Consider the following 20507-nt stretch of genomic DNA (forward strand, 5'->3'; position numbering starts at 1 on the left):
GCCGTCGTCGACCCAAAAATCCAACCGCTTCCCGACGCCCGCGACACCACACCAGCCCAGGGGAGGTGAGCAATTACGTTCCGACAGATCGAGCCGGTCCTTATCGATGAAGCCACGCTTGTCTTTGAGGCCGACCATGAGAGGATCCTGCTAGGCTGGTGATCTGCGGTCTGGAGGAATGCCCGGTGACGGCTCGACTGTGACGAGCGCGGAAGCATTCGAGACGCCGCAGCGATACCCTGACTTATCCAGAGCCGCAGCTCCCTGCCCCGGTGCCGGACGCGCACCAAAGCGCGCTGGCGACGAAAGCGTGCCAGCGGTCGAACCCCATGACACCCTTGTCCGCTGGTGCCCGGTGCGGTGCATTACAAGCCGATGCCAAATGTGGGGCATTATGAGGGGCTTACCCTCAGCGCAACGCCAAAGAAAACGCTAAGGCAATGCTTTGGCAGAGGCCAATGGCGGAGAGGGAGGGATTGTGCCCCATCCGACCAGCATCTAGCAAAAACAGACACTTACGCATCACCCACGATGTCCGTGTGTACCACCACTGTGTGCCACTTTCAACTTCGCAGAAGTGACCTCATTCAGGTCACACCGAAAAGGGATTCGAACTCTCATTGGCCGGAGAGGCCGTCGCGGCTCAACGCTGACGCCCGGAAAACGGCCGGGGGTGCGATAGTCTGCTGTCGACCCACTTTAGACATTCCAGGCCAATTATGGACAGCCCCGAAGCGGACGCTCACGGCTCAGCCGTATCAGCGACTATGCGCTCGTTGCGGTTCTGTTCAACGTCAGCATCTGCCTTGCTTTGCTAAGGCGCACTGACACTACGTTGTTGAGAGGATATTGTGCAAACGCGCGATCCAGCCTTGAAGGCCGCGCATTTGCATGATGCGGCCATCCGCCTCGAGGCCCTCCGCTAGCACGCGCGCGTTCTCGTAGACAACTCCAAACAGTCCCTGCTTGGCGTAGGGCAGCGTGAGCCGGTCCTCCACCATGGCGGTCTCGAAGCAGGCGATCACCGCGGCCTCGGCGCGATCGGCTGCGGCCCGGGCTCCATCGGCGCGCTCCGTGGCCCGATCGGCTCGGGCCTCTGCGACTGCCAGGGCTGCGCGCAGCGCCTCTACATCCCACCTCGGTTACAATGCGCCTCTGCACGGCCTGCCGCATCCTTCTTTGACGCGGCGCTGCCCTGGCTTCGTGTGCCGGCTCCGGAACCAGAACGACGGGCACGAAGGCTGAGGCTGGCTCGGGAACGACACGCTCGACCTTCAACGCACGGCGCCACGCCACCAGTTGCGACCGGAAGATCCCATGGCGGCGTGCCTTCGCCAACACTTATCATGTTATTTTCGTGTTCAGTATCTTGCGGGCAGAAACGAACCATCCCAGACCAGCAGCAGTCGATGTTCGAGGTCGATATTCACAGCCCACAAATCCCTTATATCCCAACTCATCGATAAGATCAAATAAAAATGGAAAATTCAACTCTTCGCCGTCCGGCTCGTTTCGAGATGGTACGCTAGCGATCTGTATATGGCCAATAATTGGCATCATGGCCTCAAGCCGTCTTGTCACATCTCCATGGATAATCTGACAATGATAGATGTCGAATTGAAGTCTAAGGTTCGGCAGCGCGAGATCTTGAATCAGCGCTGCAGCCTCGTCGAAATCCACCAAGTGGTAACCAGGATTGTCACGGGTGTTGAGCGGTTCCAGCACCAAAGTGACATCAAGGTCGTTTAGACGTTCAGCCGTCCAGGCGACTGCATCGCGGAACGCGCCAGTATGAAGCTTCGATCGATCAGTCCGACCCGCCATGAGGTGAACGGTGGGCGTGGCGGTGGCGAGTATGTACGGCACGGCCTCATCGAACTTTGCTCGCATCTCGTCCGCGCGATCCGGTAGGGCCGCCAGGCCGCGCTCGCCAGCCGCCCAGTGTCCGGGAGGCAGATTGAACAGCGCTTGCTGAAGGCCATGGCGCCGAAGCCGTTCGCCCACCTCATCGGCAGGGTGGTCGTAGGGGAACAGGAACTCGACTGCTTCGAAACCCGCCTGCGCCGCCGCTTCGAACCGGTCGAGAAAGGGCAGTTCGGTGAACATCAGGGTCAGATTAGCGGCGAAACGCGTCATCGGGGCATTCTCCGTTCGGTGTGTGGGAGCCTGCGGGCTTGGTGGCGCACCGAGCTTTCGAAAAAAGGCTGCGGTGATCCGTGCCGGCGGGCGCTGTGTCGCGGCGTCGCCCGGAGGAGATCATACGGGATCCGCTGGACCAGACCGGTACCTTCTGCCCTTGCCGAAACCCGAGGTGATCCAGCGGATCTCGTATCAGAGGTTTAACTCGCGTGATCCCGCCCCAGAGCCATGAAGTGGCAAAGCGGGATCACGTGACTCTCGTACGCTAACCCCTTCTCGGATAGCGGGCAGTTACCTGAAACGCAGGTTTCCTGTCCCTAGCTGGCTCACGGACGTGCATCCCATGAGCCTCATGTCTCGCTCGATCTCGAGCCTCATCAAGTTCAAGGCCCGTTCCACGCCGGCTTGCCCCGCCGCCGCGAGCGGAAACAGGTAGTAACGCCCCAAGCCGACAGCTTTCGCACCTAGAGAGAGCGCCTTGAGAACGTGTGTCCCGCGCTGAACGCCGCCGTCCATGATCACGTCGAGCCGATCGCCCGCAGCATCGACCACCTCCGCGAGCTGGTCGAACGCCGACCGCGATCCGTCGAGCTGTCGCCCGCCATGGTTGGACAGTATCACGCCTGTGCAGCCGATCTCCGCCGCGCGCTGTGCGTCCGCGGCCGACATCACGCCCTTAAGGCAGAACTGGCCACCCCACTCCCGCACCATGGCGGCAACATCGTCCCACGACAGTGCAGGATCCAGCATTTCGGTAAAGTATCGGCTGATCGAGAGGGCGCCCCCGCCCATGTCGACGTGATCGTCAAGCTGCGGCAGCTTGAACTTCTCGTGCGTGAAGTAGCTGATCGCCCAGGACGGCTTGAGGGCGAACTGCATGATGCCCGAAGCGCTCAGGCGAAACGGGATAGAGAAACCCGTGCGCTTGTCCCGCTCCCGGTTCCCCCCGGTAATGCTGTCGACCGTGAGCATCATGACCTCGATCCCGGCCTTCTTGGCGCGGGCCATCATCTCGCGGTTCAGGGCCCGGTCCTTGTGGAAGTAGAACTGGTAGACCTGAGGCCCAGTGCTGATCCGCCGCGCTTCCTCCAGGCTGACCGTCCCGAGCGAGGACACGCCGAACATCGTGCCGTATTTGGCCGCTGCCGCCGCCACGGCGCGCTCACCCTGATGGTGGAACAGGCGCTGCAGCGCGGTCGGCGAGCAATAGACCGGCATCGCCAGCTTCTGCCCCATTACGGTCACAGACATGTCGACGTCGCCGACCCCGCGCAGCACGTTGGGCACGAGGTCGCAGGCCTCGAACGCGCCCGTGTTGCGACGGTAGGTCGCCTCATCGTCCGCTCCGCCGTCGATGTAATCGAAGATCGGCCGAGGCAGGCGCCGCTTCGCGAGGCGCCGGAAGTCGTGGAAATTGTAGCACTGCTGAATAGACATCATATCGGTCCGTCAAAAGCCTGCGTAGGGAGCGACGACGCGCCGCCCACACGGCTCCCGGCCCGGCGGGAGCCCGCGCGGGACGGTCCGCACGGCCGCGACCTCGGGGTGCGCCGTGGAGGGCGTCCCGTGGTCCAGGCGGACTCACCGTCCCTGGATGTAGACCACGTGGGTTTCGGTGAACTCGTACAGGCCGTGCTTGCCGTCGGCGCCCCCGATCCCCGATTTGCGGCGGCCGGCGTGGAACCCCTGCATGGCCTCAAAGTGCTCGCGGTTGACGTAGGTTTCCCCAAACTTCAACTCTCGGCTGGCCTTCAGCGCGGCGTTCAAGTCGTTGGTGAAGATCGATGAGGTCAGGCCGTAGTCGGAGTCGTTGGCCAGCCCAATCGCCTCATCGATATCCTCCACCATCTGCACCGGCAACACCGGACCGAAGATCTCGCTGCGCATGATGTCGTGGTCGGCGCGCACACCGGTGATCAGGGTCGGCTCGTAATGGTGCCCGACGGACTTGTCGGAGACGCGACCGCCGGTGACGACCGACGCGCCTTCGGCCTTGGCGCGCTCGACAGCCTGCGCGACCTTCTCGAGACCGGCGCGACTGACCAGCGGTCCCATATGGAGGTCGGTTTCCACCGACGGATCGCCGTAACGGGTTGTCTCGAGCAGCCGCTTGAGCTTGTCGACCAGCGCATCGTGGACGGAGCGCTCGACGTAGACGCGCTCGGCGCAATTGCAGACCTGTCCGGTGTTGATCACCCGAGAGTCGTAGATCGCCTTGGCGGCGAGATCGAGGTCGGCGCTCGCCAGCACGATCGCCGGGGCCTTGCCGCCGAGCTCGAGGTTGACGCGCGTCAGGTTCTGCCCAGCGGTCTGCATAATCCGCGACCCGGTGCCCACGCTCCCGGTGAAGGTGACGAGGTCGATGCCCTTGTGCTCCACGAGCGCCTGGCCGGTGCCAGCGCCTCGTCCGCCCACGACGTTCACGACGCCCGGGGGGAGGTCCGTTTCGGCGACCAGCTCTGCAAACACGAAGGCGTTGATCGGCGTCTCCTCGCTCGGCTTGATCACGATCGTGTTGCCGGTGACGAGGGCCGGGGCGAGCTTGCGGGCGATGAGGAAGAAAGGGAAGTTCCACGGCAGGATGCCGGCCACCGTGCCGATGGGCTTGCGCAGCAGGAAGATCGTCTCGTTAGGCCGGTCGCTGGTGATGACCTCGCCTTCGAGGCGCCGGGCCCATTCGGCCATGTAATCGATGTAGTCGGCCGTGAAGTCGACCTCGATCTGGGCCAAGGGCCGGACCTTGCCCTGCTCCTTGACCACGATGTCGGCCAGCTCCAGCCGGTGCGTACGGACCTTGGCGGAAATCTGACGCAGAAAACCGGCGCGCTCGATAGCGGGGCGCTTCTCCCAGGCGACCTGGGCCCGGCGGGCGGCCTGCACCGCGGCGTCAACGGCAGCGGCGCCGCTGTCAGGCACGCGCCCGAGCAACGAGCCGTCGGCGGGGTTCATCACCTCGATGTAGTCGGTCGCCCCATCGACGAAGCGGCCATCGATGAAGTTCCTGTAGTCGATAGGCCCACCGGAGAACTTGTTCGCGGGGGGTCGGAATGCGTTCGTCGACATCGTCTGTAGTCTCCGTCTGTAGCCGGGAAGGTCGTTCTCTGACAAAAGGTCGGTCGAGGCGCGTCCGTCGCACCCGGGCCGGGCTTTTCGGATTCAGCCGCGGTCGGCGCCCGCGCCTTCAAGGTGGTCGTTCCAGACGAACGAGGCCTCGTCTCTCACGCGCTCCGGCGTCAGCTCCGGAAAGCAGATGGCCTCCAGGGGGCCGTCGTAGCGGATGTAGTCCGCCATAGACTTGAGCGTCGTCGTGCCCTGGATCGGAAAGAACGACGTCGGCTCGGCATAATCGTAGACCATCAGGAACCGGCCCGTCGTCTCGGTGCCGTCCGGCAACGCGACGCCCGGAGGGCAGGCCGTCCAGGTGTGGGGGACACCCTCCGGAATGTCGACGAGCGTCCCATGCGGGATGACGTAGACGCGCCCGTTGAGCTCCACGAGGCCCACGCCGCCGGTGACGAGGATCCGCTCGGCCAGCAGGCGCCTGTCTTCGTCCCTCTCCGCCATGGTCACATGCACGTGCCTGGGCAACCGGAGCTTGTGGTCGAAGGGGATGAAGCCGAGCTGCCCGCGCTGTGTCGAGGGATAAGGCAACGTGCCGCCGGGGTAGAGCTCGTGCATGGTCAGCGGGATTGTGGAGAACGGCGTCTTGATCGTCGCTCCGCTACCGTGGGTGATGCGACACCCGTTCGGGAGCAGGAAGCCGTTCGGCTTGATGTCAGTGCTGGTCATTGCAAGCCTCCGAAATTCACCCCTGGTCGGCCAGGGCGTGTGGTGTGCGATCCGTGCCTCGACGCAGCCGAAAGGCGTGCAGGACGAGCGTGAGGCGGATCTGACGTCGGATTCGACCGATCCGAGAGTGTCGTCGCGCCGAAATGAGCGGTCCCGACGCCGCTCATTCTACAGAAAGACCGTCGAGATCCACGGCACGGCCGCGATGACGATGGTACCGATCAACAACGCCACCATGTAACCGGCGATGGGACGCATGCCCCGGTCGGGGTTCACGCGGCTGACCGCGCATGCGGAGTAGTAGCCGACGCCGAACGGCGGGGCGAACAATCCGATGCCCATCGAAAGGATCACCACCATCGCGTAGTGGACCTCGTTCACCCCGACCTGTTTAGCGATGGGAAACAGCAGCGGCCCGAAAAGCACGATCGCCGGGATTCCCTCCAGGACGCTGCCCAGGATGATGAACGCGACGATGTTGACGGCTAGGAAGGTGGGTATGCCGCCGGGCAGGCCGGTCATGAACGCCGCCAGGGCGGACGAGAAGCCCGACTGCGTGAGCGCCCAGGCCATGCCGGTCGCTGTCCCGATGATCAGCAGGATCGCCCCGGACAGGGTCGCCGTGGTCACCAGCATCGGATAAATGCGGCTCCAGTCGAAGCGGCGGTAGATCAGCAGACCCGCCATGACGGAATAAGCGATGCCGATCGTGGACACTTCCGTCGCGGTGGCGACGCCCTCGATCACGGCGGCCCTGATCACGAAGGGCAGAGCCAGGGCGGGCACGGCCACGACAAAGGTTTGACCGATGACTCGCGCCGAAGGCCGGGCGGCTTGGCTCATGTCCTCGCCGCGGTAGCGCCACCAAACCAGGGCGCAGAGCGTGATGCCGAGCACCACGCCCGGCAGGAGGCCGCCAGTGAACAGGGCCGTGATGGACACACCCGTGACCGAGCCGATGGTGATCAGCACGATCGAGGGCGGGATCGTCTCAGTCTGCGCTCCCGTGGCGGCCAGCAGCGCCACGAGATCGCCCTCGTCGGCGCCGCGCGCCTTCATCTCGGGAAACAGCACGGGGGCGATGGCCGCCATATCGGCTGCCTTGGATCCCGATATGCCCGAAACGAGGTACATCGCGCCGACGAGGACGTAGTGGAGGCCGCCGCGCACGTGCCCGAGCAGGGCGGCAAGGAATCCTACCATGGCTCGGGCCATGCCGGTCATCTCGATCAGGAGCCCGAGAAAGACGAACAGCGGTATGGCGAGCAGGATGAGGTGGCTCATGCCTTCGGACAGGCGATCGATGACAACATCCACCGGGGTCGTGGTCGTCAGCGCGATGTAGCCGAAGGTCGCCAAACCGAACGCGAAGGCGATCGGCACCGCCCCGAGCACCATGAGCCCGACCAACCCGACGAAGAAGATGAGCAAATTCAGATTGCCGAGTGAGCCGAGCGTCGGCGCGACGGCAACGAGCAGGCCCATCACCGCCGCCACCGCCAGGCAGGCGCCGACGACGTGGCGCATGCCGCCCTCCGCAGCGAGGCGCAGGACTGCCACCACAGCCATCAACGCCAGGCCGACCGGTATCGCCGCCGCCCGCCAAGCATTGGAGATCTCGAGGACCGGCGTGGACACGAAGGACTCGTCCGACACGAAATCGTATGCCGGCATCAGGGCCACTGCGACAAAGGCCAGCGGCGCTGCGATGGCTACGGCATCGAGGAACGCCCGGGGTCCTGGCGGCAGGCGACTCGCGATAGCCGTCATGCGCATGTGTTCGCCCCTTTGAAAGGCGATGACCGAGCCGAGCATCGCGAGCCACAGGAAGAGGATCTCCGCGACTTCGTCGGTCCACACCAAAGGCGATTGGAAGACGTAACGGGCCACGATGCCGGTAAACAGCACGGTGATCTCGACCAGCAGGATGAGCGCCGCCGGGACCTCGACAATGGGCCTCAGCGCAGCGCTGACACGGCTGGCCAAGCGCGGCAGGGCCGCACTACGATATCCCAGCGCCCGGGATTGAAGGTCTGTGGCGGGGGTCATGACTCAATCCAACCCCCCGTTCGACGCCTTGACCAGAAGGCCCCAAGCCTCGTCGCCGAACTTCTTCTTCCACTCCTCATAGAAGCCGGACTTGCGCAACACATCGCGGAACGGCGCTTGATCGGGTTTGTTGAACGTCATCCCTTTGGTGCCGAGTTCGGTCGCCAGTGACGCGTTCAGCGTCGCCGTGTCACCGCGCTCGGCCATGCCGGCATCGTTGATGGCCGTCGAAACGATGTCTTTCATAGGTGCGGGCACTCTGTCCCAGGCGCGACGATTGACGAGGAACCAGTAGCCGTCCCACTGGTGGCTCGTCAGTGAACAATATTTCTGAACCTCGTAGAATTTGGCTGCCGAGATGAGGGCCAGGGGATTTTCCTGACCGTCTGTCACCTTCGTCTGAAGCGAAGAATATGTTTCCGCGAAGGATATCGTCGTAGGCGCCGCCCCGAGCGCCTTGAACATCGAGGTCGAGATAGGGCTCGACAGCACGCGAAGCTTGAAGTTACCAAGATCGGCGGGCGTGTTGATGGGCTTCGTCGATGTCGTGATCTGGCGGAAGCCATTGTCCCAGACCTTGTCCATCACGACCAGGCCGGCCTTGACGATCTGCGCGCGCATATAGGCGCCGAGGTCTCCGTCGAGGGCTTTCCACACAGCGGGATAATCCGCGAAGGCGAACCCCACGCCGCTGATCGAGGCGCTCGGGATCAAGGTGGACAGGATGAGGGGCGACAGCGAGAAGCACTCGACAGCGCCTGATCTAAGCTGCCCGAGGACGTCGGAATCCCCACCCAACTGGTTGTTGGGGAACACCTTCAGGTCGAAGCGACCGTTTGTCTCGGTGAGGATCCGCTTCGCCGCTTCCTGGGCGCGGACGTTCATCGGATGGCTCGCAGGTGCATTGTTGGCGTATTTGAACGTGAACTCTGCTGCCTGGGCCCAAGCCCGGCTCACGAACGGGCTCGCGACCATGGCCGAGGCGGCGGTCGACTTGAGCAGCGTACGGCGTGACATCGGCATGGCTTGGTCTCTCCCTTTAATTGTTTGTTGTTTGTAGCGTTCCACAGGCCTTTGAAGCGGGAGGCTGCTGCACGTCACCACAATGCTCGCCGCATCGCGCAACCTCCCGCGGGTCTCAGGCCTTGCTCCCGTCCAGGCCCTTTTCCGTCCTGAAGAGAGCCTCCATCTCGTGACGGAAGCTGATCGCCGTATTGGTCGCGTCATATGCCACGTCGGACCACCGGATCGGTTGAGCGGCCGGCACGGCGTTTCGAAGCGTCAGCCCATGCGCAAGCCCGATCGGCACGGCTCCTACGGCGAGAGACGTTTCCGCGGGGACCACCTTGCCGAAGACCGTGAAGCCACCCTCGCCGTCGAGCGTTTCGCCCGCCTTCAGCGCACGTTTGGAAACGGCGATCACGTCACCGCGCCAGTCTTTCGTGGTGCCGGTCGGCTCGCCCCGCGTAGCGATGCTGGCGACGGAGGTTCCGAGTTCGAGCCCGATCAGGTGATAGGGCTTGTACATGGCCGCATAGCGGCCGCTGTCGTCGGTCTTGAGGCCATATTGGTTGAAGCAGTCCCGAACATATTTCGTGGGCGCGTCAAACACGACGTAGACGCCCCAGCGCAGGTCGCGGAACACAGGTCGGCCGTCGCGCTCGATCGACGAGACGACCTCGACGGTCCCCCGCTTCTTCAGCGTGCCGCCATCCTCGACGGGCCGCAGCACCGTCGGCAGGTCGTCCACGCCGCAGGATGGAAAATCCAGCCCGTCATCCGGTGGGCTGAGATCGCAGGCGTTCGAGACGGCGGCCATCTCAAGTGCCGACTTCGTGCCGTCGAGGAACGAGTTGAACATCTGCGGGTTGAAGTCGCCCCCGGCGACCTGCTCCTCCGTGAAACCGTAGTGACCCCACACCGTGTCCGGCGTCGACTGGTGATAGATGGGCAGATATTTCGTGCCCTTGCCGGCGCAGACGATGTCGAATCCGATTGTGCGCGCCCAGTCGACCAGTTCGGCGATCAGAGCCGGCTGATCGCCGGACGCCATCGAGTAGACGATCCCGGCCTCGGCAGCCCGACGCGCCAGGAGCGGGCCGGCCAACGCGTCGGCCTCCACATTCACCATCACAATATGCTTGCGATGCTCGCAGGCCGCCAAGACATGCCGGATACCGGCGGCAGGACTGCCGGTCGCGTCGATGACGATGTCGATGAAAGGGCTGGCGATCATCGCCGCGGTGTCGTCCGTGACGAACGTCGCCGTCATGCGAGCCGCGTCCTCGAATGAGCGAGCACGGAAGCGCTCATCGGGCCACCCAACGCGCCGCATCGAATCCTGCGCGCGGGCGGGCGACAGGTCGGCAACACCCACGAGATGTATGCCCGGAGTGCGCCAAGCCTGAGACAGAAACATGGAGCCGAACTTGCCGGCACCGATCAGGCCGACGCGAGCGGGCCTGCCCTCCGCCGCGCGCAATTTTAGCTTGGCGAACATCGACATCGGCTTCCTCCCAAGCCGGATTCCGCGTCGTACGGGCCCCAGCTCATTGATTGTTTCTCTCCACGACTCTTGTAAGCCGACCGGCACAGTGGGAAAACGCGCATCCGAGCAAGGTGGCTGTGCATGAATCCCAATAGGCCGAACTTCGACTGGAACGACCTCAGGTCGTTTCTCGCCATCGTTCGAACGGGCCGGCTGACCGTCGCGGCGAGCCAACTGGGCATCGATCATTCGACCCTGAGCAGGCGTATTACGTCGCTCGAAACGGCCCTGCAGGTGCGGCTCTTCGATCGGCTCTTGACGGGCTATGCCCTAACGGATCACGGCCGGATCCTCGTGGGTGAAGCCGAGGAGATCGAATCCGTTGCCATACGTATCTCGTCCAACATCGAAGACGCGAAGGCCCGAATGATCGGCCCCGTCCGCATCGCGACCCCGGAAGGATTCGGCACCTATTTCGTCGCGCATCGCTTGCGCGATCTGTCTCAGGAGCATCCCGGGATCACGTTAGAACTCATCGCGGACCCGAGCATCGTGAGCCTTACCAAACGCCAAGCCGATATCGCAGTGACGATGGAGCGTCCGGTGACGGGCCCTCTTCGCGCGCAGAAACTCACAGACTACGAATACGGGTTGTATGGAGTAGACCATCTCCTCTCCAGCCAGACTGACTCGGAAATTAATCTTTCTAACTTCAAACTGATCGGATACATATCGGATATGTTACCGACGGCGTCCCATGACTATTTTAGAGAAATTTTTGGAGAACGTCTGGCTGATATGAGTACATCGAACATACTCACTCAGATCGCGGCTACAATTAGCGGGCACGGCTTGTGCATCTTGCCATGTTTTATGGCGGCAAAGCATACAAGTCTTCGCCGAGTGTTGGCGAAACAGATTTGTTTCAACCGATCCTACTGGCTTACTACCCATGTCGACGCCCGAGCTCCTGCTCGAGCTAAGGTGATTGCAAGTTTTCTTCAAGAAGGCGTAAAAACATATCGCGATGCATTTCTTCCATCGCTTAAAAAATAACAAAAAATCAAGTTATTAATCAGGGCGACTCGGTCAATAATCTTCGAACAATCCTTATGCGAATATTATTATTCGAACGGCCGCTCCGGTTTATGTTCGTTCCAAAGCAGCCGTTCCGCTTTCCACCCATGTCTGCTGTCCGGCCGGACTCGACGCGGCGACGTCGTTTCTGCGGTCTGACGGGCACCTCGGAAGCCGCCGCTCCGGATGGCGCGGACCCAAGGTGGTCTGACATCCCCCGCCAGCCTCGTGCCGCATCGCCCAGGCCAGCGGGAACCGCTCGTCCGGCGCGTTCCGCTCGGCGCTGCGAGACCGCGCTGTGACCGATCGTCGATGCTTGCCGCCCGGGTCGGCATGGGCGAGTGTCGCGGCTCGGGAAGCGTCAATTCAGGATATCCCATGCGAACACCGTCGAAGCCGGCCCCGCTCCGAGCCTTCGTCCTCGGCGTCGCGGCCGCATCCGCCCTGGTGTCCGTCCCGATCGGCCGGTTGACGGCGGCACCCGCCGAGGATGTGCATGCTCGGAATACGCAGGCCCGGGACGCGCAGGCTCGGGATGGGGTGAGCGCGCCCATCAAGATCACCGTCATCACCGACCTCGACGGCGACCTCTACGACGCGCGGTCGGGCTCGGGCGGCGTCGACGCGACCCGGATGGCGGTCGAGGACTTCGGGGGCAAGGTGCTGGGGCGCCCCGTCGTGGTCGACGCCCGCGACGACCACAACAAGCCGGACACGGTGAAGGCGCTGGCCGAGGGCGCCTACGACGCGGGAGCCGACCTGCTGATGGACGTGCAGAACTCGCCCATCGCGATCGCGGCGTCCAAGGTCGCGGCGGAGCGCCACCGGCTCGCCATCGTGACGCTGGCCGCCACCCCGGCCCTGACCCGGGGCGCGTGCAACAAGTACACCTACCATTACTCGTTCGACGCGCCGGCCATCGCGGCCGCGACGGCCGACAGCGTCGCCAAGCTGCCCGACGGCAAGCGCTGGGCCGCCGTGGTGGCCGACGCGGGCTTCGGTCGCGGCGCCGTCGCGGCCTTCGCGCCGCATATCGCGGCGGAGGGCGGCACGGTGGTCGGGTCCTTCGTGGTCCCGGTCGGCGCGGCCGACATCGCCCCCACGCTGCGGGACGTCGCGGCCCTGAAGCCCGACGTCGTCGGCGTGTTCAGCGCCGGCGCCGACGCGGACGAGAAGGTGAGCCAGGTCAACGCCGCCGGGAAGACCGACGGACCCCCCGCCCACGTCACCACGGCGCTGCTCTACTTGTCGGACGTCGACCGGGTGAAGGGCGGCTACGCCGGCGTGCGCGCGACGGTGCCCTGGTACTGGGACATGGACGGCCGGGCGCGCGCCTGGGCGGACCGCTTCGCCGCCGTCCACGGCGGGCTTCGGCCGACCGCCGCCCAGGCGGCCGACTATTCGGCCACGACGCAGTGGCTCACGGCCGTGGCGGCGGCCGGCACGACGGATGCCGACGCGGTCGTGAAGACCCTCGACGGCCGCACGTTCGACGACATGTTCGCGCGCCACGCGACGTGGCGGGCCAGCGACCACATGGTCACGCACGACCTTTACGTCGTCGACGTGCTGCCGCCGGCCGAGCTCCGGGCGCCGCACGCCTGGTTCCGGGTCGTCGACACGGTGCCGGCGGCGCGGGCCTTCCCGGAGGCGGAGGCCGGGGCCTGCAGGTTCTGAGCGGGCCCGACCGGCCGAAGCCCGCCGGATCAGGCGCCGCGCTCACGCCTTCCCGGGGCCGTCCGCGACCGTGACCGTGTCGCCCGTCTGGGTCGACTCCAGCGGGTTGTCGATCAGCCGGTCGCCGGCCGACAGGCCGGACTCCACCTGGACCCGCTCGCCGAGATCGCGGCCGAGTTCGACGGGCTTCACCGTCACCCGGCCGCTGCCGTCCACGGCGGCGACCTGCATGCCGTGGGCGCCGAACACCACGGCCGTCATCGGGATGGTGAGCCGGTCGGGGTCGGACGGGATGTGGAACTGCACTTCCGCGAAGGCTCCGGGCCACAGCCTGCCGTCGGCGTTGTCGGCGTCGAGCTCGACGGTCGCGGTGCGCGAGCTTTCGGCGACCGCGTTCGACGTCGTCACCAGCTTCGCGTCCACAGTGGCCTTGGCGCCCGGCAGGTGCAGGGTCGCCGCGATGCCGGGCTTTAGGGCCGCCAAATAGGCCTGGGGCACGTTGACGTAGACGCGCATGCGGTGGATGTCGGCCACCTGGAACAGCGGCTTGCCGCTGGTGCCGCCGGCTGCGACGAGGTCGCCGACGTCGACGTTGCGCGCCGTCACCACGCCGTCGAACGGCGCCACGATCTTCTCGAAACGCGTCAGTTCCTTCAGGCGGCCCACCACGGCCTCCTGCGTTGTGACGTTGGCCTTGGCGACCGCCAGCGCGGCCGTGCGGGACGCCGCCGTGAGGCGGTCCGTGTCGCCCTGCTCCTTGCTCGACCAGCCCTGCACGACCAGCCGCGCCGTCCGCGTGTCGGTGGCCTGGCCGAGGTCGGCGTTGGCCTGGGCCTGCTGCACGGCGGCCCCGAGCTGGCCGAGCTGCGCTTCCGCTTCCGCGAGCTGCTGGTCGAGGTCCGGGGCCGAGATGGTGGCCAGCACCTCGCCCTTCGTCACCCGGGCGCCGATGTCCGCGTGCCACGCAGCGACGTAGCCGCTGGCGCGGGGATAGAGCGAGCTCATGTCGAAGGCGCTGACGGTGCCGGGCAGCACCAGCGCGTCTTCCCCCGGGCCGCGCTGCGGCGCAACGACCCGGACCGTCGGGACCGCCTGGGCGTCGGTCCAATTGGCGACCTCCGCCAGGCTCCTCGCCCGGCTCTGGATGCCGAAGAACGCGAGCGCGACGGCGCCGACGGCCGCGGCCGACAGCAGCAGGAGGACGCGGCCCGCGCGGGGGGGCTGACGGCTTGGATCGATCTCGGGGCTCGGCGACATGGAAAGTCCGGGTCAGGCTCAGGAGGATAGGGCAGGGTTCGACAGGGCGGGCGACGACAGGGCGGGAAGCGCCGCGGCGGGCGCCTCCGAAGGCACCGAAGCGGGAGCCGCCGCTTCGGCGCGTCGCGGCCGGCGGCCGTGCACGAGGCAGAACACGGTCGGCACGAACAGCAGCGTCGCCAGCGTGGCGAAGGACAGCCCGCCGATCACGGCGCGCCCGAGCGGCATGTTCTGGCCCGGCTCGAGCGCCATCGGCGCCATGCCGATGATCATGGCCAGCGCGGTCATCAGCACGGGCCTGAACCGGGTGGCCCCGGCGGCCAGCGCCGCGCTCACCGCGTCCCGCCCCTCGGCGAGCTGCTCGCGCGCGAAGCTCACCACCAGGATGCTGTTGGTGGTGGCCACGCCCATGCACATGATGGCGCCGGTCAGCGCCGGCACCGACAGGCCCGTGCGCGTGACGAACAGCATCCACACGATGCCGGCCAGCGCCGCCGGCAGCGCCGTGACGATCACGAAGGGGTCGAGCCAGGACTGGAAGTTGACGACCATCAGCAGGTAGATGAGCACCACCGCCAGGGCCAGCCCGACGACGAGCTGCCCGTAGGCGGCCGCCATCGTGACGGCCTGCCCGCGGATGCCGACGACGGAGCCGCGCGGCAGCTCCGCCTTCGAATCGTCGATGATGCGCTGGATGTCGGCCGCCACGGCGCCGAGGTCGCGATCCTGCACGGCGGCGTAGATGTTGACCGTCGGCCGCACGTCGTAGTGGGACACGACCGCGTCGAGCGGCTCCGGCCTGAAGCTCGCGAGCCCGCCGAGCAGCTGGGTCGAGCCCGCGGCGGTGAGGGGCAGGTCGCCGAGCGCGCCCAGCGTGTCGATGTCGTATTGCGGGGTCTGCACCGACACGGGATAGGATACGCCGTTCTTCGGGTTCAGCCAGTAGGTCGGCGCCGTCTGCGTGCTGCCCGACAGCGTGGCCTGGATGCTCGACGCGGCATCGCCTTCCGTCAGCCCGACCACGCCGGCGAGCTCGCGGTCGAAGTCGACCTTGAGGCCCGGATCCTTGGACGCTTCCTGGATGCGGGGGTCGGCGACGCCGGGCACGCGGCGGATGCGGGCCAGCAGCTTGTCGGCATAGGCGCGGTCCCCCGCCGCGTCGTTGCCGGCGACCTGCACGTCGAGCGGCGCGGGCGAGCCGAAATTCAGCACCTGGGTGACGATGTCGGCGGGCAGGAACGAGAAGGTGGTGCCCGGGAAGGCGCGCGGCAGGACCTCGCGCAGGCGCTTCGTGATGTCGTCGGTGGAGGGCGTGCCCTCGCGCAGCGTGAGGAGCACGTCGGCGTCGAAGACCCCGACCGTTCCGGAGTTGCCGTAGGCGATGTTGATGCCGCTGATCGGCAGGCCGATGTTGTCGACCACGCTTTCGAGGCGCCCCGGCGGCAGCGTGCGGCGCAGCTCGGCCTCGACGCGGTCGACCAGCAGCGTGGTCTCCTCGATGCGGGTGCCGGTCGGCGCGCGGACGTGGATCTTGATGGCGCCGGCATCCACCGACGGGAAGAAGTCGCGGCCGAGGGTGGGCGCGAGGCCGAGGCTCAGCAGCGCGAAGCCGAGGAAGCCGGCCGCGAAGCGGGACCGGTGATGCAGCGCCAGCCCCAGCAGGCCGAGGTAGCCCTGGCGCAGCCGCTCGAAGCGCCGCTCGAAGCCGCCGAGGAAGCGGCCGAAGAGTCCTGCCGGCGCGGCCGCGTGGCCGGAAGCGCCCGCGTGGGCGTGCTGCCCCCCGTGCTGCCCGCGCAGCAGGAAGTGCGCCATCGTGGGCACGAGCGTGTAGGTGAGCAGGTAGGACGCCACCATCGCGAAGACGACCGCCATGGCGAGCGGCCGGAACAGGTAGCCGGCGACGCCGCCGAGCGCGAGCAGCGGCACGAAGGCGATGCAGATGCAGAACAGCGCGATGGTGGCGGGCGGCATGATCTCGCGCGCGCCTTCCGTGATGGCGGTGAGGATGTCCTCGCCGAACTCCTCCATGTGCCGGTTGATGTTCTCGATCGTCACCGTGGCGTCGTCGACCAGGATGCCCACCGCGAGCGCCAGGCCGCCGAGCGTCATGACGTTGATGGTTTCGCCCAGCGCCGCCAAGGTGATGAGCGAGCTCAGCACCGCCAGCGGGATCGACACGGTGATGATGAGGGTCGAGCGCCAGGAGCCCAGGAACACGAGGATCATCACGCCCGTCAGCGTCGCCGCGATGATACCCTCGCGCACCACGCCGGTGACGGAGGCGAGCACGAAGCCCGACTGGTCGCCGACGGTCTTCAGCGTGACGCCGGGCGGCAGCGTTTCCCGCACGGCCGGGAGGCGCGCCTTGATGCCGGCGATGATGTCGAGCGTCGAGGCCGAGCCGATCTTCAGCACCGACATCAGCACGCCCTTGTGGCCGTCGAGCTGCACCACGTTGGTCTGCGGCGGCGAGCCGCTGTGCACGGACGCGACGTCGCGCATGAAGATCACGGTGCCGTCGACGACCTTGATCGGCAGGTCGTTGAAGTCGGCCATGACCTTCGGCGAGTCGTTGAGGTCGACGGTGTATTCGTAGCGGCCGATCTTCTCGGTGCCGACCGGCGTGATGAGGTTCTGCCGCGCCAGGGCCGCGCCGACGTCCTGGGCCGACAGGCCGTGCGCGTGCAGGGCGCGCTGGTCGAGGTCGATCTGTACCTGGCGCGCCGCGCCACCGTAGGCGTAGGGCAGCTGCGCGCCCCGCACGGTGGCGAGCGCGGGGCGGATGAAGTTCTGGGCGAGGTCGTTCAGCTCCGTCTGCGACAGCGTCTCGCTCGACAGCGCGAGCTGCAGGATCGGCACGCTCGACGCGTTGTAGACCAGCACCTGGGGCGGCGTGACGCCGGGCGGGAGCTGCTTCAGGATGGTCTGCGACACGGCGGTGACCTGCGCCTGGGCGGCGTCGATGTTGACCGTGGGCTGGAAGAAGATCTTGACCACGCCGTAGCCCGGCACGGACTGCGACTCGACGTGCTCGATGTCGTTGACGGTGGTCGACAGCGAGCGCTCGTAGACCGAGATGATGTGCCCCGACATGTCGTCGGCCGGCAGGCCGGTGTAGCTCCAGATGACGGAGATCACCGGGATGCCGATGTCGGGGAAGATGTCCGTCGCGGTCCTCAACGCGGACAGCGTGCCGAAGATCAGGATCAGGATCGTCATCACGACGAACGTATACGGTCGAGACAGGGCCAGTCGAACAATAGACGTCATAGAACCAGGCCGCGACTGGGGTTGCTTCGGAGTATAAAATCTTATTTAGAAACAAGTATGCAATGTGATCGCGGCCGTTTCGGGGCTTAGCTGTTTCTCATTCCGGCCCGCCCCGCCGCCCCCGCCGGCCGGGGCCGCGGGTCGAAGATCGCAAGGCCGTCGGCGGGCCGCCTCAACTCCGCGTCACCGAGCAGGCGCCGCCGAGGCGCAGGATGCGGCCGCACAAGGCGGCGGCGGCGGGGCGCGACGGCGCCGGGAAGCGGACGCGGTAGAAGGGCCGGAAGCCCCGCCCCGGGGCGCGTCCGCCCACCACCATGGGGGGCTCGTCCCGCAGCACGGCCGAGAAGGCCGCGCGCCGGTCGGCATAGGCCGCCACGGCGGCGGCCTTGGAGAAGCTGCCCGCGAGCTGCACGCCCCAGGGCGCGAGCAGGGCCGAGGCACCGGCGAGGGCCGGCAGGCGCGCGCGCAGCGCGGCGAGTTCGCCATCGCACGACCTGTCCGGCACGGAAGCCGCCGCGGCGGGCGGCGGCCCGTCCTTCCAGTCCTCCGCGGGCCGGCCCGTGACGGCCAGCACGTAGCCGCGCGTCTCCGCCGGCAGGTCGCGGCGGCCGGCGAGCCAGTCCGCCACGCGGGCCGGCCCGGCGTTGTAGGCCGCCGCTGCGAGGCCGAGGCTGCCGAACTGCCGCCGGAGGTCGGCCAGGAGCTCGGCCGCCTTGGGCACGGCGGCCTCGGGGTCGAAGGGATCGGCGAGGCCGCGCTCGCCGGCCGTGCCCGGCATGAACTGGGCGATGCCCTGCGCGCCCGCCGGGCTGACCACCGCGGGCCGGAAGCTGCTTTCGCGCCAGATCAGGCGCGTCAAGAAGCCGACCGGCAGGCCGTGCCCGCGCGCCGCCGCCTCGATGAGCCGGCACACGGGGACGTCGACGGCCGGGACCGCGGGCTCGGCCGCGGGGGCGCGGGGCGCGGCGCCCGCCGAGGCCAGGGCGGCGATCAGGATCGCTGCCGAAGAGCGCCCGACCGCGCGACGGATCGCGGACACCGGCCCGCCCCTAAAGGTGCAGCTTGGGGGTGAACACGTCGGACGCGATGTCGGGCGACGACGCGGGCGGGGTCGCGGCCCCCTTCAGCGCGTCCGAGCCCGGCAGCTGCGCCCGCGTCCAGCCCCCCCCGAGCGCCTGGATCATCGCCACGCTGGCGAGGTAGCGGTTCTGGCGGATGGTCAGCGCGGTCTCCTGGTCGGCCAGCAGCGTCTCCTGGGCGGTGATCACGCTGGTATAGGCCACCGTGCCGGCGCGGTACTCGTTGACCGTGACGTCGACCGCCCCCCGCGCCGCCGTCACGGCCTCGGCCTCGACGGAGCTCTCCTGGCCGAGCACGCGCAGCGCCACGAGGTCGTCCTCGACCTGCTGGAAGGCCGTGAGCACCGTCTGCCGATAGGTCGCCACCGCGAGGTCATAGGCCGCCACGGCCGCCGCGGTGGTGGCCTGGCGCAGGCCGCCCTCGAACAGCGTCTGGGTCAGGTTGCCGCCGAAGGACCAGATGGCGTTGGCGGCCGAGAAGGGCAGCGGCGTCGCGCCCTCGGCCGCCACCGTGGCCGACAGCGTGACGTCCGGGTAGAAGGCCGCCACCTCGACGCCGATCAACTCGTTCTGCTGCTGCACCGTGCGTTCGGCGTTGGCGATGTCGGGCCGGCGCTGGAGCAGCGTCGCGGGCAACCGCACGGGGGCGACCGGGGCGCGGTCGCCGAGCTCCGCCACCGGGATCGTCAGCTCGGCGGGCGCCCGGCCGATCAGGGCCGCGATGGCGTGCTCGTATTGGCCGCGGGCCACGCCGGTCCCGATCTCGGTCGCCTGCACGCCCTTCAGCTGCGCGAGCGCGTTGTCGACGTCGGAGCGGGCCGCCGTACCAGCCGCGTACTGGTTCTGGCTGATCTTCAGCGTCCCCGCGTAGGCGGCGGCCGTGTCGGCCAGCAGCTTGTGCAGCGAGTCCTGGGCGCGAAGGTTGAAATAGGCCGTGGCGAGCTCCTCCTGCACCAGGAGGCGGACGTTGGCGACGTCGGCGTCGCTGGCCTGGGCCGCGGCGACGTCGCCCTGAATCTGCCGGCGCACGCGGCCCCAAACGTCGAGATCCCAGCTCGCCGTCAGGCCCGGCGTGAAGGTGTTCTCGGTCGTGCCGGCGCCCCCGCTCGTGGTGGTGGTCGTGGTGCCGGACGTGCCCGTGCTGGTCGTGGTGCCGGCGGTGGTTCCCGAGGTCGTCCCGGTCGAGGTCGTGGTGCCGCTGCTGATGCTGGTGCCCCGCTCGGAGCCGAGCGCCGAGCCCTCGTGGGAGCGGATCGCCGAATAGGTCGCCCCCACGGTCGGGAACAGGCCGGCCTGCGCCTCCTTGATGACCGCGACGGCCTGGCGATAGGTGGCCTCGGCCTCCTTCAGGGTCTGGTTGGAGACGTTCACCTGCCGCTCCAGCCGGTCGAGCTCGGGGTCGCGGTACACGGCCCACCAGTCGCCGCGGTCGAAGCTGTCGCCCGGCATGGCGGGGTGCCAGCCCTTCAGCTCCTTGTAGCGCGCCGGCACGGGCGCGGCCGGCTTGACGTAGTCGGGCCCCACCGCGCAGGCGGCGAGCGGCAGGCCCGAACCGAGCAGCAGCGCGGCGCGAAGCCCTGACGCCGTCCGGAACCCGACCGTCGACGCCGGGCGGGCGGTCCTCCATTTCGCCTGCATGGAACTCCGATCGGCAGCCGTTTCCGGACCTCCGTTTACGGCGC

14 protein-coding genes are annotated in these 20507 nt (G+C 67.1%); 2 read left to right on the top strand and 12 right to left on the bottom strand.

The annotated features are described in order from the left end of the window. Positions 1 to 830: 830 nt before the first annotated feature. The 8 genes from D3273_RS20015 to D3273_RS20050 form a co-directional block, all read right to left on the bottom strand. The gene (locus D3273_RS20015; RefSeq protein ID WP_129228665.1) at positions 831 to 1025 is read right to left on the bottom strand and encodes a hypothetical protein; all 195 of its coding nucleotides are present in this window, start codon (positions 1023 to 1025) and stop codon (positions 831 to 833) included. Positions 1026 to 1344: 319 nt separating this feature from the next. Continuing rightward, positions 1345 to 2136: a 2-oxo-tetronate isomerase gene (gene otnI / locus D3273_RS20020; RefSeq protein ID WP_129228666.1), complete on the bottom strand. Its 792-nt coding sequence runs from the start codon at positions 2134 to 2136 to the stop codon at positions 1345 to 1347. Between the two features lie 294 nt (positions 2137 to 2430). Continuing rightward, entirely contained in the window at positions 2431 to 3576 is a 1146-nt protein-coding gene (locus D3273_RS20025; protein ID WP_129228667.1) for an alpha-hydroxy acid oxidase, read from the bottom strand. Between the two features lie 144 nt (positions 3577 to 3720). Then, positions 3721 to 5202 carry an aldehyde dehydrogenase gene (gene aldA / locus D3273_RS20030; RefSeq protein ID WP_129228668.1) on the bottom strand — a complete coding sequence of 494 codons (1482 nt, stop codon included), beginning with the start codon at positions 5200 to 5202 and terminating at the stop codon, positions 3721 to 3723. Positions 5203 to 5295: 93 nt separating this feature from the next. After that, on the bottom strand, positions 5296 to 5928 hold the full coding sequence (locus D3273_RS20035) for a cupin domain-containing protein (RefSeq protein WP_129228669.1): 633 nt from the start codon (positions 5926 to 5928) through the stop codon (positions 5296 to 5298). Between the two features lie 168 nt (positions 5929 to 6096). After that, on the bottom strand, positions 6097 to 7977 hold the full coding sequence (locus tag D3273_RS20040) for a TRAP transporter large permease (RefSeq protein ID WP_129228670.1): 1881 nt from the start codon (positions 7975 to 7977) through the stop codon (positions 6097 to 6099). Between the two features lie 3 nt (positions 7978 to 7980). Then, entirely contained in the window at positions 7981 to 9000 is a 1020-nt protein-coding gene (locus tag D3273_RS20045) for a TRAP transporter substrate-binding protein (RefSeq protein ID WP_129228671.1), read from the bottom strand. Positions 9001 to 9115: 115 nt separating this feature from the next. After that, positions 9116 to 10483: an NAD(P)H-dependent oxidoreductase gene (locus D3273_RS20050; protein ID WP_129228672.1), complete on the bottom strand. Its 1368-nt coding sequence runs from the start codon at positions 10481 to 10483 to the stop codon at positions 9116 to 9118. A gap of 123 nt (positions 10484 to 10606) precedes the next feature. Here D3273_RS20050 and D3273_RS20055 point away from each other — a divergent pair, with 123 nt between their 5' ends. Together D3273_RS20055 and D3273_RS20060 are read left to right on the top strand one after the other, a co-directional pair. Next, positions 10607 to 11521 carry a LysR family transcriptional regulator gene (locus tag D3273_RS20055; protein WP_129228673.1) on the top strand — a complete coding sequence of 305 codons (915 nt, stop codon included), beginning with the start codon at positions 10607 to 10609 and terminating at the stop codon, positions 11519 to 11521. A gap of 561 nt (positions 11522 to 12082) precedes the next feature. After that, positions 12083 to 13219: an ABC transporter substrate-binding protein gene (locus D3273_RS20060; protein WP_165359586.1), complete on the top strand. Its 1137-nt coding sequence runs from the start codon at positions 12083 to 12085 to the stop codon at positions 13217 to 13219. Between the two features lie 42 nt (positions 13220 to 13261). Here D3273_RS20060 and D3273_RS20065 read toward each other — a convergent pair whose 3' ends face one another. The 4 genes from D3273_RS20065 to D3273_RS20080 all read right to left on the bottom strand — a co-directional run bounded on the left by D3273_RS20065 (position 13262) and on the right by D3273_RS20080 (position 20463). After that, entirely contained in the window at positions 13262 to 14476 is a 1215-nt protein-coding gene (locus D3273_RS20065; RefSeq protein WP_129228675.1) for an efflux RND transporter periplasmic adaptor subunit, read from the bottom strand. An 18-nt stretch (positions 14477 to 14494) separates the two neighbouring features. Further along, complete coding sequence (locus D3273_RS20070) at positions 14495 to 17746, bottom strand: efflux RND transporter permease subunit (protein ID WP_129228676.1); 3252 nt, start codon at positions 17744 to 17746, stop codon at positions 14495 to 14497. A 172-nt stretch (positions 17747 to 17918) separates the two neighbouring features. Further along, positions 17919 to 18785: a lytic transglycosylase domain-containing protein gene (locus tag D3273_RS20075; RefSeq protein ID WP_428977792.1), complete on the bottom strand. Its 867-nt coding sequence runs from the start codon at positions 18783 to 18785 to the stop codon at positions 17919 to 17921. A 10-nt stretch (positions 18786 to 18795) separates the two neighbouring features. Continuing rightward, complete coding sequence (locus tag D3273_RS20080; protein WP_129228677.1) at positions 18796 to 20463, bottom strand: efflux transporter outer membrane subunit; 1668 nt, start codon at positions 20461 to 20463, stop codon at positions 18796 to 18798. Positions 20464 to 20507 lie beyond the last annotated feature (44 nt).

It is taken from the genome of Lichenibacterium minor (assembly GCF_004137685.1).
Classification (GTDB): Bacteria; Pseudomonadota; Alphaproteobacteria; order Rhizobiales; family Beijerinckiaceae; genus Lichenihabitans; species Lichenihabitans minor.